13 protein-coding genes are annotated in these 15,298 nt (G+C 44.8%); 2 read left to right on the forward strand and 11 right to left on the reverse strand.

Going from position 1 to position 15,298, the window contains the following annotated elements:
- Positions 1-160 precede the first annotated feature (160 nt).
- The 10 genes from JGK20_RS07595 to JGK20_RS07640 all read right to left on the reverse strand — a co-directional run bounded on the left by JGK20_RS07595 (position 161) and on the right by JGK20_RS07640 (position 13,033).
- Positions 161-1,930 (reverse strand): tetratricopeptide repeat protein, encoded by a 1,770-nt coding sequence (locus JGK20_RS07595; protein WP_293211702.1) that lies wholly within the window; start codon positions 1,928-1,930, stop codon positions 161-163.
- Positions 1,870-2,682, reverse strand: a complete 813-nt coding sequence (locus JGK20_RS07600; protein ID WP_293229967.1) for an RNA polymerase sigma factor — start codon at positions 2,680-2,682, stop codon at positions 1,870-1,872. The genes JGK20_RS07595 and JGK20_RS07600 overlap by 61 nt, the downstream gene beginning before the upstream one ends.
- 488 nt (positions 2,683-3,170) lie before the next feature.
- Positions 3,171-5,378 carry a pyridoxal-dependent decarboxylase gene (locus JGK20_RS07605; RefSeq protein ID WP_293229970.1) on the reverse strand — a complete coding sequence of 736 codons (2,208 nt, stop codon included), beginning with the start codon at positions 5,376-5,378 and terminating at the stop codon, positions 3,171-3,173.
- Between the two features lie 673 nt (positions 5,379-6,051).
- Complete coding sequence (locus tag JGK20_RS07610; RefSeq protein WP_293190718.1) at positions 6,052-6,414, reverse strand: hypothetical protein; 363 nt, start codon at positions 6,412-6,414, stop codon at positions 6,052-6,054.
- An 88-nt stretch (positions 6,415-6,502) separates the two neighbouring features.
- The gene (locus JGK20_RS34455; RefSeq protein ID WP_366038638.1) at positions 6,503-6,778 is read right to left on the reverse strand and encodes a GIY-YIG nuclease family protein; all 276 of its coding nucleotides are present in this window, start codon (positions 6,776-6,778) and stop codon (positions 6,503-6,505) included.
- A 719-nt stretch (positions 6,779-7,497) separates the two neighbouring features.
- Positions 7,498-8,520, reverse strand: a complete 1,023-nt coding sequence (locus JGK20_RS07620; protein WP_293190716.1) for a GntR family transcriptional regulator — start codon at positions 8,518-8,520, stop codon at positions 7,498-7,500.
- A 90-nt stretch (positions 8,521-8,610) separates the two neighbouring features.
- Positions 8,611-8,961 carry a hypothetical protein gene (locus JGK20_RS07625; RefSeq protein ID WP_293190715.1) on the reverse strand — a complete coding sequence of 117 codons (351 nt, stop codon included), beginning with the start codon at positions 8,959-8,961 and terminating at the stop codon, positions 8,611-8,613.
- 1,054 nt (positions 8,962-10,015) lie between these two features.
- A complete protein-coding gene (locus JGK20_RS07630) occupies positions 10,016-10,195 on the reverse strand; it encodes a hypothetical protein (protein WP_293190713.1) in 180 nt (59 codons plus the stop codon).
- Between the two features lie 369 nt (positions 10,196-10,564).
- Positions 10,565-12,190, reverse strand: a complete 1,626-nt coding sequence (locus JGK20_RS07635) for a tryptophan halogenase family protein (protein ID WP_293190711.1) — start codon at positions 12,188-12,190, stop codon at positions 10,565-10,567.
- A 363-nt stretch (positions 12,191-12,553) separates the two neighbouring features.
- Entirely contained in the window at positions 12,554-13,033 is a 480-nt protein-coding gene (locus tag JGK20_RS07640) for a hypothetical protein (RefSeq protein WP_293190709.1), read from the reverse strand.
- Between the two features lie 696 nt (positions 13,034-13,729).
- Here JGK20_RS07640 and JGK20_RS07645 point away from each other — a divergent pair.
- Positions 13,730-14,422 carry an iron-containing redox enzyme family protein gene (locus JGK20_RS07645; RefSeq protein ID WP_293190707.1) on the forward strand — a complete coding sequence of 231 codons (693 nt, stop codon included), beginning with the start codon at positions 13,730-13,732 and terminating at the stop codon, positions 14,420-14,422.
- Positions 14,423-14,550: 128 nt separating this feature from the next.
- On the opposite strand, the gene JGK20_RS07650 is transcribed toward JGK20_RS07645, so the two are convergent.
- Positions 14,551-14,769 carry a hypothetical protein gene (locus JGK20_RS07650; RefSeq protein ID WP_293184639.1) on the reverse strand — a complete coding sequence of 73 codons (219 nt, stop codon included), beginning with the start codon at positions 14,767-14,769 and terminating at the stop codon, positions 14,551-14,553.
- A 47-nt stretch (positions 14,770-14,816) separates the two neighbouring features.
- Here JGK20_RS07650 and JGK20_RS07655 point away from each other — a divergent pair, with 47 nt between their 5' ends.
- Complete coding sequence (locus tag JGK20_RS07655; RefSeq protein ID WP_293184641.1) at positions 14,817-15,140, forward strand: hypothetical protein; 324 nt, start codon at positions 14,817-14,819, stop codon at positions 15,138-15,140.
- Positions 15,141-15,298: the final 158 nt, after the last annotated feature.

The raw sequence follows: 15,298 nt of genomic DNA on the forward strand, positions 1-15,298 counted from the left end.
GACTTAACTCCTTATAATTATCATCCGTGACAGATCAATTTTGATTGGATGTCACAATTTACAGTAGTGGTTTTTTCTTCCCACATCCTTTAGACGTTTCCCACCCCCAATTTCGGAATTTTTCGACTTACACTCATTTTTTCTCCCCCAAAATCCACCCTCAACCCCCAGAACCCTTATACCTCCTATCTTTCAGCCGCCGTATATTTTTTTCAACTTCCCCACGAGTCGGATACAACAACTCCTGACGCAAAGCACTCTCATAAGCCTCTATCGCTCCCAACTTATCCCCCAACCCCACCAAGGCTCTCCCTAACCAGTAATCAGCCATAGTCGGATTAAATGCCCTCAATTTCTGACTTCCCTCACAAGCTGCTTCCCACCATCCCTTACTAGCCCCATCATCCCTCAGCTCTCGGTAACTCTCCCCTAGCCACACTGCCGCAGGTACTGATTGCAGATAACTTTCTCCTGGTAAAATATGCCATCCTTTCTCCAACGCCTCTACTGCTTCCTGATGTTTTCCAGCCAAAGCCAACACCCTGCCATGACAAAACCAAGCATCGGCTAACTGAGGCTGTAGTTTTGTCCCCTCTTCAGAAACCTGACACCCCCTTTCAACCTCTTTCAAGGATTCCACCAAGACTCGCCCCGCAGTCGCCCAAACACTCCAGCGTTGAGGAAACCGCTCAAGCATCTCTTCCACTATGGAAGCAAGATTCATCTTACTCTCCCCTCCTCTAACTCCCCCCTCATCACCTCTAACTCCCCTCTCATCACCTCTAACTCCCCTCTCATCACCTCTAACTCCCCTCTCATCACCTCTAACTTCCCTCCCTTCTCCTCTAACTCCCCTCTCCGCACTTCGTGCCGCTTCGCTAACGCAGGAGAGGGGCAGGGGGAGAGGTTGCACCGACAAAATCTCACACAAACCCCGATAAATTTCACACTCATCAGGATACAGATGATAAGCTTTCCCCATCATTTCCGCCGCCTTGTCATATTCCCCCGTCTCAAACAAGCAGCGCCCATAGTAATACCAACCATGAGGATTATTCGGGTGTTGTGCGGTAAACTCTGCTAACACCTCCAAACCTTCCTTCCAATCTCCTCGAAAGATGTGATAATATGCCAGAGATTTGTGAGCCTCAGCCCCATGAGGATACTGTCGCAGAGCAGAGGTAATTATCTTTTTCGTCTCCTTCCCCTCCTTCCCAGATATCAATCTCATCGCGCAACGCTCATTCAACTGTCGTTGAAGTACCCGGAAATCATCAGCAGCTAAGACGATTAATTTATGCAACCGTCGCTGTGCTTCCTGAAGATTCCCCACCGCCATTAGGGCATCATAGCTATGAATTAAGGCGACAATATCATCAGGGTTAAGTGACAAAATCATCTCAAAGGCTCCTAAAGCCCCAACAGGATTCTCTCTCCCCATCTGCAATTGTCCCAAAACCAGCCAGTTAGCTACGTTATCTGGTTGTAGGTTAGCCGCAGTTTCCAACGCAGTGATGGCTTTTTTACTGTCACCTCGACAAATTGCGATCGCGCCGTTGATATATTGTCCTATCCCTTCATTGTCGCATAATGGTAAGGCACTCTGATAAACTGCGATCGCCTCAGCTTCCCTTCCCATTAGCTGCAAGAGTTTCCCCAATTTTAACAACACATCTATTAATTGAGGTTGCCGCTCAATGACTTGGCGATACTCCTCAACCGCCCGCTCCCAGTTACCAATTACTGACAGGAGATTAGCTAATTCCAAGCGTTTCTTCCAGCCCGAGGGATACTGCTCCACATACTGACTTAATGCGTTCAGCTTCTGCTCTTGTCTCGTTAGCTTTTTTTCTAAGACTAGATGAACATTCAACTCCACCCCAGAGCAGTGGGTGACTGGTACCAAGCAGGAAAAATTGTTTCCAGACATATTGCGCTTACTTGATAATTAAGAGAACAATCAAAGCGCCCCTTTTGTTGGGGGAATGGAGCTATTTTTTGGTAAATCGCGATTATTTCATCTGAGTGAAAGCTTTCCACCCCGGGAGAGCCCTTTTTGTCCGGTGACTCGGAGGAATTTAACAGAGAATTGTCCAACCCTGACAAATACTTTGTCAAACGCTTTTGCAGAATTTTTCGCGCTTGTGAAATACGTTTGCGAAGGTTTTCGTAGGATACACCTAGCTTTTGTACTATTTCCAGATAGGATTTTTCCGCAATGAAGTGTAGGATAAAAGGTTCGCGCAGTTTGGGCGGCAAATCCTCAATAGCGCGTTGGATTATCATTGCTAATTCGCAGTGTAAAGCGACAGTTTCAGGACTATGGGAGAGAAAAACCAGTCCCTCTTCCCCTTTTTCAATTATTACTTCCAAACTCTCAACCCGATCGCCCAACCTCTTATTTTCTCGATGTATATCCATACAGAGGTTATAAGTCAGTCGGGTCAACCAAGCTTTAAAATTAGTGATGACACCAGTAGAATCTTGACTCTTCTCAAAGGCTTTGAGCATCGCTCGACTGAGTACCTCTTCGGCATTAGTCGCGTTTCCGTCCATCCACTTCAAACAGCAACGGTAAAGATAATCTCGGTGCTGGTTCCATTGTTGCCAAAAATTTGTGCTTGTATCTGACGAGCGATCCGACTGCTTTGAAATGCTAGATAATTGAGAACCTAATTTCATTTCTAATGCCTAAACTCTGGCTGTAAGTTTCAAGTAATCTTGGAGGTTGTGGTTGACAGTCACACCGCGATCGTTCTATCAAAGCTGCTGAACACCAGGGTCTAGGAAAATACCCTACCTAAATATTAGTAATACTTACCCAAATTTTACACTCAAATTGACTGGTAAATAGGCGTGAGTCAACCGTATTGTGCAACCAAATGTAAAATCATACAAACTCTTGCTGTTGCTTTTTTTAATGAATTTTGCCTGCAAGCCATACCTGTAGAACCCGTCCAATATGTAGTTTGCTAGTAAGTCAAGTACGAATGCCGATGCGAATTGCATCTCCATCTTGGCATTTCGTACTTGATTTACCTGCTGCCAGCTACGGCTCTCTGCCCTGATTCAACAATCCGTACTCTGGATTGGTGAGAAATCAAGAAAAAGAACAAACCGCCCAGGCTTTTAATCCTAATGCGCGCGCATCTGTGGAGCGCTGGACTGCATTACATTTTCGACTCGGAAATCACCGGCATTATATTTTCGACTTGGAAATCATCGGGATTTTCGTCAATCACCTGGTTGACTGTATCGCGCAATAATTTTTCTAGCACGTCAATAAACGAACCGCTGGCGGTTTCTGTAACCCAGGGGTCCATCACTACAGAACGCAAAACGGTGATGGGCATGTCTGATGAGCCATCTACTCCCAAACGTTGTTTGTAGGTTTTGATGAATTCTGTCCCGTAGGACTTTTCGTAGAAATCCGTCGTGCTCACAATCAGATCGTAAGCAGAGATATCAGTCTCCGGTTTGATGCTCAGCTTCTCGTAAATTTTTTGGTTGAGTAAGTTTGCCTTCTCTAAATTGTTGTTGACTTTGCCCGATGGAGTCTTGAAGTTGAAAGCATAGACCAAGATATTTTGGTCGGGTCCAATTTCTTTCAGGAGGGCCATTGCGTCTGGGTTATTTTGGATCTCCTCATTAGTTTTGCCATCAATCAAATCCCCAACTTGTTGTTCGGTAACACCGTCTGGGAGAGCGGATAGAGGAACCACGATGAAACGATCTTCGGGCTTGTTCATGCACATTAGCCGCGCGTAAAACTTGTCGCAACTGTACAAAGCCTGACCCAAGAGTTTGCCGTAGCCGCTTTTTGTGGGTCGAATTACTCGATGGCTCAAGTATACTGAAGCACAAGCAGCCCCCGGTTTAGAACCCTCTATACCGTAAATACCTGTTGTTGGTTCAGCATCGCCGTGAAATATATAAGGCGCAGCAAAGGTAACTAGAGAGCGCATGGCTGAATTGCGGTAGCAAAGTGCTCCTGCCGGATACGGGATGTAACCTGCTTTATGAGGATCGACGGTGATAGAATCAGTCTCGCCGAGCGCTTCAAATTGGGTGGTTACGTAGGCACTTAACGGTGAAATTGGTGGGGGAGCGGAGCGAAAGAGTAGGGGTTCGATTTCAAAGTCATCGCGCAATATAGATGCAAAATAGCCTCCCCAAGCTGCATCAGCATGAACTGTAAATTCTAAACCTTGTTTGCGATATTCGTCCCGCAGATTGAGAATCTCCCGCAGCGGGTCAACTGCACCTTCTTCAGTGCTTCCCATAACCGCAACTACTGTGTACACCGGTCTTTTTTCTACCAAGCATTTATCGAGGTGAGCGCGCAGAACATCTATCTTCATTCGACCGTTCGCATCCACATCAACGTCTTGCATGTGAGACGCTCCCATGCCTAACAGTGCTGCTGCTTTGGGGAAAGAGTAGTGCTTGCTGCCCGGTACAAAAAACAAAGGTTCTGGCACATCGCTCAGGAAATCTTTAGCAAATTTTTGTATTCCCAAATCTTGCAGCGAATATTTTGACACAGCATCTGAGAGGACAGTCGGATAGATACCATACTCCGATTCTAGACGGGCGGGCAATCCTAGAATGTCATCGGCTTTTAGGTTGAGCAGTTGCCAAACAGTTAGTTCAATTAAAGGCTTCACCACCAAAATACCGCCGTCGTAAAAAGAAACCTCGATATTTTTTGCTTCTTCCAAGTCGTTGATTACAGCTTGTTGCAAAGCAATGGGATAGAACTTGAGATTTCTAGCTGACCATAGAGCCTCTATATTGGCAACTGTACCCCCACAAGTTATGTGTCCCCAGGGAGCAATCTCTTCCTCATTTTCCGGGATTTTGTATCCCAGCATGAGGCACAAATCGTTACCGACGATAATTTCCAGGTAGGTCGTTGCTGTTGATGCTTCAAATGCTACGTTATTGGGGTTGTAGAGCATCGCCGCGAAGTAACCAACCACGCTCGGCATTGTCAAATCCCAGTTCATGTGCCCTTGATAGCGCATGCTGAAGAAAGGAACTGACTTTTTGAGAAACTCCAACAATGAGTGATAGCCCTCATTGAAATTCTCCATTGCCTGTAAATATTCTGGAGACTGCTTAATTTCCTCTGTAATGTGCTCGGGATCTTTTGGGTGATAATTTTTTCTCCAGTCAGCCTGGTCGCGAATTGCTTCTACAATTAAAGTCTCCAGCACGCCAGCATTTTCTCCCTTTGGCCCCATAAACCAGGCTTCAAGGGAGCGCGTTCCTGACGTGCTGTCCAGTTTTGGAAGGTTGGAAGAACGGGAAAGTTCTTGCAGGTTGCGGCGGGCTTTTTCAAAGCCTTGACTTTGAGTGTCTCTTGGAGTATTCATCAAACAATAATTCCTGTGTTGTTAGGTTCGCGCCATAAATCATGCTGTTGTTTCTCTATTGGTACAGTACCGATAGAGAGTTTTGAACGAGAGCGGCTGTTAACACCAATAGTTGCGCTCATTCAAGCCTGTCACTGAGGCAAAATCTTTGCTAGTTGCATTTCATTTGGTTTTAATCGCATTTAGTCCCGACGGAAGTTTAACTTCAGTCGATACATTTTCCTGCGTGTCAATAGAGCCGCAAAAACCAAAGGTTCGGTAGTTTGCTCGGTCTGACTTGTTTTATCCGCTTGTACGGTATTAAAATACCTGTATAGCAGTATAAGTAATAAATTTTACGTTTGTCAAGTTAAAATTTCGCTGCGGATATCATATGTAGCCAATACAAATGATTTATGCAAGTTTTGCAGCAACTCTCATTTGCAGGAACCTTGGAATCGATTAGGTAAAGGCTCTTAACACTTCTGCGCTACCAACAGGCTTCAATTTTTATGTGCAACTGATATATTGCCTTTCGCGCGCCTGCATCATCTCGAATGCAGTTGAGGGGAGTAGCGCTTCGGGGCGGGTTTTGAGGTCTTAAATGTTACACGCGTACAAAAAGCTCGAAATTTTGACAGTGTATGTTTCCCAATTTTGTGGGCTTTCTGGTTTTTATAGCTATCGATCGCCCTCACTTTCCTTCCACTTCCACCTGCAACTGATACACACTCAAACTGGGATGTTCGCCAAGTAGCCGCCAGCAATATCCCTCAGCAGTTGGGGTGGGTCGCGTTCCTTGGCTATAGAGGAATATTGGCTCGTTTCTCATCAATGCGGTGAATATCTGCCGCTCCCTGTCTTTGCCATCATCCCAGATGAGGTGAGCTTTGCCGAAATAGCCAACACCCATCAAACTAGCGAACAACCATTCCATGAGAGCTAGCTGCTGTTCCTGAGTTAACGCGGGTTGACCGCAAGTATCGATTTCGGGTGGCTGGGATTTGGGTTTGAGGGAGGCGATGAGGGCGGTGGCGAGGTTGAGGTACTTTTTCATTTCTTAGTTGGCGTAGGTTTTCACCTGAATCGGTACGACAAGGGGTGTTTTGTTAGCGGCATCAATTCGATACGTTATTCCAGCCATTTCACTTCCCGAACGGCTGTCCCCAATACTGCCAACACTCTTTGTTAAAAGGAGATTTCCACTTGTAAATCAGCTCTGATTCCAATTGCAACCGCTGTTTGCGATTACCGGGCGCTCCGTACCAAAATGCAATACTTACAGCGACATTGAGGGAATAGCTGCGGTGCAATCCGATGTAATTTTCAATGTATTTATGACAATCGTGGCTCATCCACCGCTGTTTTGGAGTGCGTTGCGTTTCTCCGACGTACAGCAGCAGCGGGAGCGCGTTATCGATAACGAAGTAGAGGCAAGTGCGATCGCCCGAATCGGGTCGATCGCAAAATGAAAGGTTTTGATACTCCCCAGGGCTAAAGCCACGGAGATTCTTGAATGAATCGGAAAACTCTCAAAGGCGTTATCAAATCACCTCTATTCGCTCAAAACAACTACCCGTACAAAAGGTATTGCAATTGCGCTTACTTTAAATTGTGTTTGCTTGTCAGTATCCATCACATTTGCCAGATAGGTACGCAACACACATTCTGCCATTACTTGTCAGTTATACAGGCTTATTACATGAATGGTAGTGGTGGCTCACTGCGCCGGGATTTCTCCGATACAAGACAAGTTTCAACACGTAGATGGGTTTTTTACTTACAATCTAATTATAACAAATCTTTAGATCCATTATGTAAATAAATATTAAAGGCGGTTGAAACCGCTGCCGACTTCCTCCTCATGTCTAAAGCCAGAGGCACGCCGGGCTCGTTTTTCGGTGAAGTTGCAGGGTAAAAGGGTCGAGGGTATCGGAGTAGCAAGGATTGGGAGTTAACTCGAATAAAGTTCCATGCTGCGGTTGCGGGCGTGCTAGCAAATTGCTGACACTCGAAAATTCGGTTTTTCCAAGAATGTAGGGCATCAGCGCTCATCGCCAATTTAGATGCCCGACTCGGATAGTTGGAGTTGAATTTGGGGAAAAGTTCGAGTTGTTTCACAAGTTTGGAAAGATTCGGATTACATTAACTTTTCCATTTCAACAGCAGCCAAACGAGCTTGAAGTACCAACAAGTTTATCGGATCTATGGCGATACGAAAAGTCATTACTTTCAAGTTTTGGGGGACGTATTTACTCAACCGACTCTCTACTTGACTCGAACAGACTATCAAATCAAATTGATCCAGGTCGCATTTATTATTTTGAACGGTTTCGAGGGTAACGGCTTCTGACTCTACGTGATGCACGTTGTACTCGATTATCTCCTTCATCGCTTCGCTGCTAATTTGTTCTTTACATACGAATAACAGCTTGGCATTGCGGGGCAGCGGTGAAATACAGCTTAGCAATTGCATATCCGGTTGCACGTCAATTCCGATTACTTCTTTGTTGGGATCTGCCAGCTTCGCTACATCCCACAAGTTTTTAATAGTTGTTACCACCAAATCTGCCGCCAACAACTGTTGAACTGATTCTGCTTCCTTATTTTTTAACGTGTTCCAATCAATTGATACTAAAGCTAACCCGGTTGCAGATTGAATGCTGCTGCCAATATCGATACTATCTGGGAAAAAATTCACAAATGCTACGTTGATTTGATGGCGATCGACAAGGACTGCTTGAGCGTAAGCTGCTGCTGAAAACTCCGACACGCTCAGCCCACTTTGAGATGCAGAGCGAAAAGCTTGACCGAGCAAGTCGTAGAAACTTTTCCGGGCTATTATTTGTTTCACAGACTGGGAATCGGCGATAAAAGTTCCTTTGCCCCGCAGACCTATCAAATATCCTGAATTAATCAGTTCGTTGTACACCAAGGCTACAGTATTGTGGTTGACTCCTAAATGCTTTGCTAAATGAACGCCCGGTGGTAGTGGCTGGTTCGGCTTGAGACTGCCCCGCACGATCAATAGCTTAATCTGCTCGGTAATTTGAGCGGCAATTGTTAGAGGCGCTCCAGTATCCACAACAATAGGGAGTAAAACCGGGTCTTTCATGTAAGCTGGCATATTTGTGACTATTTTAGTAATTAATCTTTTTGACATTCAAGCAATTTCTAAAATTCAGTACGAAAAGCGCCCTCTCTCTTAAAATGTATGTTTGCACTCCGCTTTTTGTGGGTACTTTTCTATCCATTAATTAAGTTTACATATCCACAGACGCCCGGCGTATTCCCCATCAGCCCACAACGGTTTAGAATAGCGTTCGATTGTGCGGCCGTCCCTCAGTTGAACTTTTTCGTGACATTCTAGCTGAGTCTGCTTGTAAATTTCTGTTATGTTCTTGAGAAAAACTTGGGGATTGTCGAATTGTTCGGCAACAAACTGCAACGCTAGGCGATCGGATAGCGACCTGATAATAAATTCGGGTAGGTTCCAGATTTTTAAGAAACTGGGAGTCAGCCCTGAAATTTGTCTCTGGCTGTTTACTAACAAAATTCCAGAGTTTGCATCTTGATTTTTTAACTGGTCTGAAATTGGCAACATTCTCCAATATTTAATTTTCTTATCACACTTTTAAAACTGTAGAAGGACAGTTTTACCTACTTACAATACATCCTACCACAACTGAAACACGAAAGTTCCCAGATAACACTGGTTGACTGGTACTACGGGTCGCTCCTGGCTATCCGGTGATTGATATAGCTTATGTGTCTCAGGGTAAGGATTTCAGCGATTTCATCGCCAAATCTTTGTGCTTTTCGATACAGTAGACCTCTCCCATAATTCCAATCCCTTCCCCCGCTTGGTTTTGGGAACCCGGCCCCCTAAAGGGCCCAGGGCTGTTTCATTCTCTTGTAGGGGCGGTGCCAAGAGTGCCCGCCCGATGTCTGAAACACCTACAAAATCGTGGAGGGGGAGGGTAGGCACGGGGGCACTACCCCTACAAAACGATGATTCGTCTGAGAATGAAACAGCCCTGCTCAAGGGCCTGGCTGCCAAAACCAACGCTTCAATAAGGGTTTCAACGGTCGAGCGATAAAAACTGCCCGGTTTCATGATCTAAATTTTACTGTTTTTTTTCAGCTTGTAGGGACTTTTATTGACACATAACGATCGCACCTATTCGCCATCTTACTAATCCACATACCACCAAAATTTTTCGATTTTCAGCGAAATCTTTCCGATGCTACTCTCCAGATTTTTAGTAATCTAATTAGATGTTCGACAAAGATTCTTTTTTGAGCCTTTGATTTATTGGCTCTTTTTGACGAGCATACAGATTTTCGGCATTTGTAATTAGTTGTATTAATTGGTCGTAGTCTATGCCCAACATTCTTTGAGTCTCGGATGGATGCTTTTCAAGATATTCTCGAAGCTGGCTCATGTTGAGAGGGGGTAAAATTTAATTATACTTTAAGAGCGATCGATCAACTATTTCTTTTTGGGAGAGGTCTTTTGAAGACCCAGTTTTTTCAAGACAATTATTGAGTGGGTTCGGGGGCTGAAAATTTGGTTCAAGCATTAGAATAACTTAGTATTTTTTGAGGTAAGCGAGCTAGATAATTTTTGTATTCAGTATTTCATCCTCCTATTCGCGTCATTCTATTTTATTTGCTGTACGACTAGCACTCATCAAACTGGCGAACAACCATTCCATCAAAGCTTGCTCCTCGGGGGCGGCGAGTGCGGGTTGGCAGTAGCTGTCGATTTCGGGTAATTGGGATTTGTGTTTGAGAGAAGCGATGAAGGCGGTGGCGAGGTTGAGGTACTTTTTCACGGTGGCGGAGATGCGTCTGTTTGTGAACGTGCGATCGCACAGCGACTCAGAAATGCAGCATAATTGCAGTTGCCCTCAATCACCTTTTTTGGGGTCAGTATTGCAGGAACAAAGCAATTGATTGCGGGCTGGTATCGCAGCTTTGCTGCTTCTGTTCCAAAAAGCGATCGCCCCTAACAACGGCAAATTGCAGGAAGCGACCGCTCTCTGAAATTTAGTAGAGGTGCGGCCGTTGACTTTAGAAGCATTTTCCCAGAAACTGCGGTATCGGACTCGCTTAAGAAAATACCGCTTAGCACGCGCTTGCAGATTGAGTCAATGAAAAGTCAGACCAGCACGCACACAACTCAACTTCTCAGCTTACGTTATTTAAACCAGGCATAGGTCATTTTCAGTAACGTACTCAGAACGCTCTTGAGATTTCATCACGTGCGTTAAGTATTCATACTGGGATGGCAAAGTAGCACTCAGGTGACGTGCTTTTTGCTCGATCGCGTTGAACCGGGCTAATGCTTTCTCGTCATCAATATGATCTAAAAGCGGCAAACTGCCTTCAGGTTTATGATTGAGTCCGAGCAGCATTACGGAGTAAGAGTAAGTTTCAAACCCGTGAAAATTTGGATTGATATTCTTTTTATTGGGCAGCCTTTTTTTCCACAAGTTAAACCTCTCACGCAGTTCCTCTGATACCTTAATTTCGTGCTTTGTTGCTTGCCAAAACGGCGTGTCTGCTCGATCGCTAGCGTAATAATGAAGTGTCAAAAAGTCGCGAACGCCATCAATACAATTAGCAATAGCTCTATTGTAGTTTCGGATCAGCTCGTCGCTAAATGACTTGCCTGGAAAGTGGTTGACTAGCTCTTCAATTCCATGCTGGATAAAAAATATCCCGGTAGACTCTAACGGTTCGACAAACCCACTGGACAAACCGATGGCTACACAGTTCTTCACCCATGAATTCCTGTTGCGCCCGATTCTCATTTTGATGTGCGATGCTTTGCAGTTATTAGAAGCTTCTCCCAAATGCTGGCGGAACTCTTGCTCTGCTTCCTCTTTGGAGATAAACGCACTCGAATAAACGTACCCCGTACCTGTTCTTCCGTAAAGAGGTATGTTCCAAATCCAGCCAGAACTCTGTGCGGTTGCGGTTGTATAAGGAGCGATCCCATTTTTCTTGATATCAGTCGGTACTTGCATGGCAATTGCGCTGTCGCAAAGCAGCGATTCTGAAAAAGAAATAAACGGTTCATCAAGAGCTTTATTGATTAGCAAGCCGCGAAAACCCGTACAATCTACGAACAAGTCTCCGCTGAGACTGCCATGTTTTTCGGTATGGATGCAATCTATGCTTCCGTCCTCTGTTAACTTTACATCTACCACATCATCAACAATCTGCCGGACACCCCTTTGTGTAGAATAATCTTTCAAAAACCTAGCAATTAAATTCGCATCAAAATGATAAGCGTAGGGATACTGTCCTTCTGCATCGGCAAGCGTTACAAGTCTCTTTTGAGATAAATGATCGTCTGAAAATAAATGTTGCACTCTTTCGTCAAAGACTTTGCCATCTAAGTATCTGGGAGACTTTTGGGCATCGCACAGCGTAGGTGTCATGAAACAAGAATAGTCAAATGGTACGCTGGAACTTTTTAGTTTAAGCCACCATTCAGAGATACTGAACCCATCTATGAAATCAAATTTTTCAAAAGTGTGGTAGAAATGCCTTCTGTCTGAATTCCAATCAACAAATTTAATTGCCATTTTATAAGTGGCATTACACTTTGGCATCCATTCATACTCTTGCAAGCCCAGAAAATCGAAAAATGATTTGATGCTGCTAAAAGTTGCCTCACCTACTCCTACTGTTGTGATGTTAGAAGATTCTACTAGGGTAATCCGAACATTTTTATCCAGAGCTTTGCTCAAATAAGCGGCTGTCATCCAACCTGCTGATCCACCACCAACAATTACAACATTTACTGTATTTGATGACATTAGATAGTACCTCCTAAAGAATATGGTCAATATGAATTGCCGTCATTAAACTGAACTAAAAAGGCACACATTTTTTTGCCTGCCTTTTGCGATTAGATAGCTCGCAAGAAAACAGTAATGCTTTTACCAAAGGTACAAGAAAGTGGCATTGTTTTAATAGAGCTATTAAACGTGAGTTCGGGTTAAGCAGAACAAAGCAAGTTCTTATCCATGGCGATTCCTGGCTTTTTGGGTTGATGGCAATAAGCAATCAACCCACAGAGAATATTGATAAAATGGATGCTTTTCAAGATATTCTCGAAGTTAGCTCATGTTGAGAGGGGGTAAAATTTCATTATAATTTAAGAGCGATCGGTCAACCATTTATTTTTGGAATATGTCTAAAAAAGGGCAAATATAAACTATTGATTTTGGCTCATCAAATATGAATTTGTCAGGTTCGCGACTTTTCCAGACTCTCCCTACATATTGTTCTTCAAACCATTGCGACTGAGAAGATATCTCTAACAGCCGACCGCATTTAAATTTAATAATTGCATAAATATTCAATTCCGGCTTTTGGTATACTTCTGTTATTTGTTTAACAAATTTTTGAGGTTCTTCTAAATAGTGAGAAACTAACTCTAAACCTTGGGACTCGTTCTGTGAGTCTATAACGTATTTTGGGACACTCCACAACTCTACAAAATTTTGATTTATACTCACTATTCTTCTGTTATTATCGACTACAAGAATTCCCGTATTAGATTGACTTTTCCCTTGATATAATTTGCTCATAATTGTGATGTTTGGGTATTTTTGATGAAGCATACCTAAAGCAAGTCTAACAGAGTTGGGAAGCAACTTGCTCTGGTTGCACGATCAGCCCATAAAATAGGTAGGTCGGTACGAATAAACTTCGCTGTGTCAGGACAGACGCAGAACTGACACTTTCACAAAGGCCTGGGATCGGTTTTCCGATCGGTACGTCTCTAATCGCCAATTAATTGGACAAACGTGGACTCAGCATACAAAATAAAACCAAGACGCCTCAAAAGCGGTCATTCTTTTTGGCATACCTGCTGGCATTACAGGACAGAGGCTATTGATACTGTTCGATGAAGACCCGCCTCAATGGGGCGTTTCTTAGGGATAAATCCCCCTCGGATTTCTCCGGTAATGTTTTCCTCGTCAATGTTAGTGGGGCTTGTCGTGCCGGAGACACTTCCTTAGCTAAATAGAGATGTTTAATCTCCGGCGACATAGCTATGGGCTGGAAAGCACCCATAGGTGTCGTGACCTTACTAACGTAGCCTGGTTAGAGACTTAGACTGGCTATCTTGTCCACTTTTGTCCAGTGTTTAGCGGATAGCAACGCTTACGTGTCTGGCAATGAGAGAAAAAAGAATAGAACACGGTAGGGCCACTCAAGGGGCATTAGTCTACTTGACTGGTTTTAGTATACTGCTTTATTATTATAATATACTGGCGCTTAACAAATTTCGCCCCCTAAAGGCACCAAATCTAGTCAAAGTAAAATTATACGGCAGGAGTGGATCTATGCAGTGGCTGTTAAGTTTGGCAGAAGAATATCGGAATCTCCTCCGAAATGGACATTTTTACGAAACCTTGGCAGTGACTTCAACGCCAGAGGAGATTAGAGGTTGGATTCGCCAGTTATATCACCTATCCCGCGATTTTACCTCGGCGCTATCTCTGCGCCATGCCATGTGCCACGACCCTTATTACCAAGGGTGCTTTGCCCGACATGCGATGGAGGAAGTCGATCACTGCGAACGGCTAATTGAGTGGATGCACACATATGATTTTCTGGAACCCGATGAGAGTCCAACTAACGTGCCGGCAACCCTTGAAACCATATCAGTAAACGCATATTGCTTTCGTTCAGTCCTGCGCGAATCAAACGCACACCAAATCATTACACTGAATTTAATCTCAGAAGGGGCGTCCTATGACTTCTTCTGTGCAGCGAGTCCGAAGCTTGCAAAGCTGGGGCTGCAAGCGGGTCGCTACTGGCAAATCCATAATCAGATTGACCAACAGCACCTAGCAATGGGACTTGACCTGATTCCTCAATGCGAGAAAGACTCATCTTTGGGTAAGGTCTACGCTCGGATTGCTTGGGAAATGACTTGTTTGTACGGTCAGATGCTGGACTCTTGGAGCCTTCTCGGTAACAAAACTACCGGGGACAGACACGAGCTTTCAAAAGTTGCAGCTTTGACAAGGTAATTGCGATCGCCCGCATTGATAGCAGCAAAAATAGCGGTGGCGCCCAGTGGTGGTGGTGTTTTCGATTAGCTTTTTGCTGCTATTCCACGCCTTGAGGTGAATGTTGCCATACCCGAGCCTTTCAGCCTTCAACCAACTTTGCGCTGCGATTCTCTCAAATGGCGTGCTACCAACAGCATTACTTGATTTTCCTCAGTCTCGTCCTTGAGCTCAGATAAGGCTCGTTCGATCCTCAAGAGCGGATGTTCTTCTCTCATCCTTCTTGTTTCAAAGTCATTCTCTTGGGAAACGATGCGAACTACGCTAGCGCACTCGCTACGCGGACGCAACCGGGCAATCACTTCCATGCACCGCCATTGATTGGGTAGAAGCTTTGCGGGAAGCAGCTTCGAGGGTGGGAGCAGCGCTGCCCGAACGCGAACACAGCCCTAGGGAAATAGAAATAGCAGCGAAGTGGGAGATGCGCCGGGGGATACTGGCTGCGGTGTACGCCCAGTGCCGGGATTGGCTGTGGGGCGAAGTAGGAAGTGGCGCCCTCAACCACTTGATTGCAGAAAGAGGCATGAGTCGAGAGGCGATCGCCGAGTTGGGGTTGGGCTACTACCACAGCAAGAATGAAGTTGCAGCAGCGCTCAAAGAGCAGAATTACGACTTAGAGATTGCCGAAGAAGTGGGCGTGTTGACCCGCAAGTGGGAAGGGTTAGGAACTGTAACTTAATTTATGGACAAAGCTACCCATCATTGACTATTTGGGTAGCTTTTTGAGCAAATTGTGGCCGCACGAGACTATTTGCCCCTGGTTCAATTTGTTTTTGCCCCCGTGCCATTGGATGACAGATGCGGGCGTCTTGCGTCAGAGGAATCTGCGTTTGGAAT

The organism is Microcoleus sp. PH2017_05_CCC_O_A, assembly GCF_020738785.1.
Taxonomy (GTDB): domain Bacteria; phylum Cyanobacteriota; class Cyanobacteriia; order Cyanobacteriales; family Microcoleaceae; genus Microcoleus.

Excerpts from the sequence above, each read along its gene's own strand:
- JGK20_RS07595 (WP_293211702.1), bottom strand. The coding sequence starts at position 1,930 with ATGTCTGGAAACAATTTTTCCTGCTTGGTACCAGTCACCCACTGCTCT.
- JGK20_RS07600 (WP_293229967.1), bottom strand. The coding sequence starts at position 2,682 with ATGAAATTAGGTTCTCAATTATCTAGCATTTCAAAGCAGTCGGATCGC.
- JGK20_RS07605 (WP_293229970.1), bottom strand. The coding sequence starts at position 5,378 with ATGAATACTCCAAGAGACACTCAAAGTCAAGGCTTTGAAAAAGCCCGC.
- JGK20_RS07610 (WP_293190718.1), bottom strand. The coding sequence starts at position 6,414 with ATGAAAAAGTACCTCAACCTCGCCACCGCCCTCATCGCCTCCCTCAAA.
- JGK20_RS07620 (WP_293190716.1), bottom strand. The coding sequence starts at position 8,520 with ATGTCAAAAAGATTAATTACTAAAATAGTCACAAATATGCCAGCTTAC.
- JGK20_RS07625 (WP_293190715.1), bottom strand. The coding sequence starts at position 8,961 with ATGTTGCCAATTTCAGACCAGTTAAAAAATCAAGATGCAAACTCTGGA.
- JGK20_RS07635 (WP_293190711.1), bottom strand. The coding sequence starts at position 12,190 with ATGTCATCAAATACAGTAAATGTTGTAATTGTTGGTGGTGGATCAGCA.
- JGK20_RS07645 (WP_293190707.1), top strand. The coding sequence starts at position 13,730 with ATGCAGTGGCTGTTAAGTTTGGCAGAAGAATATCGGAATCTCCTCCGA.
- JGK20_RS07650 (WP_293184639.1), bottom strand. The coding sequence starts at position 14,769 with ATGGAAGTGATTGCCCGGTTGCGTCCGCGTAGCGAGTGCGCTAGCGTA.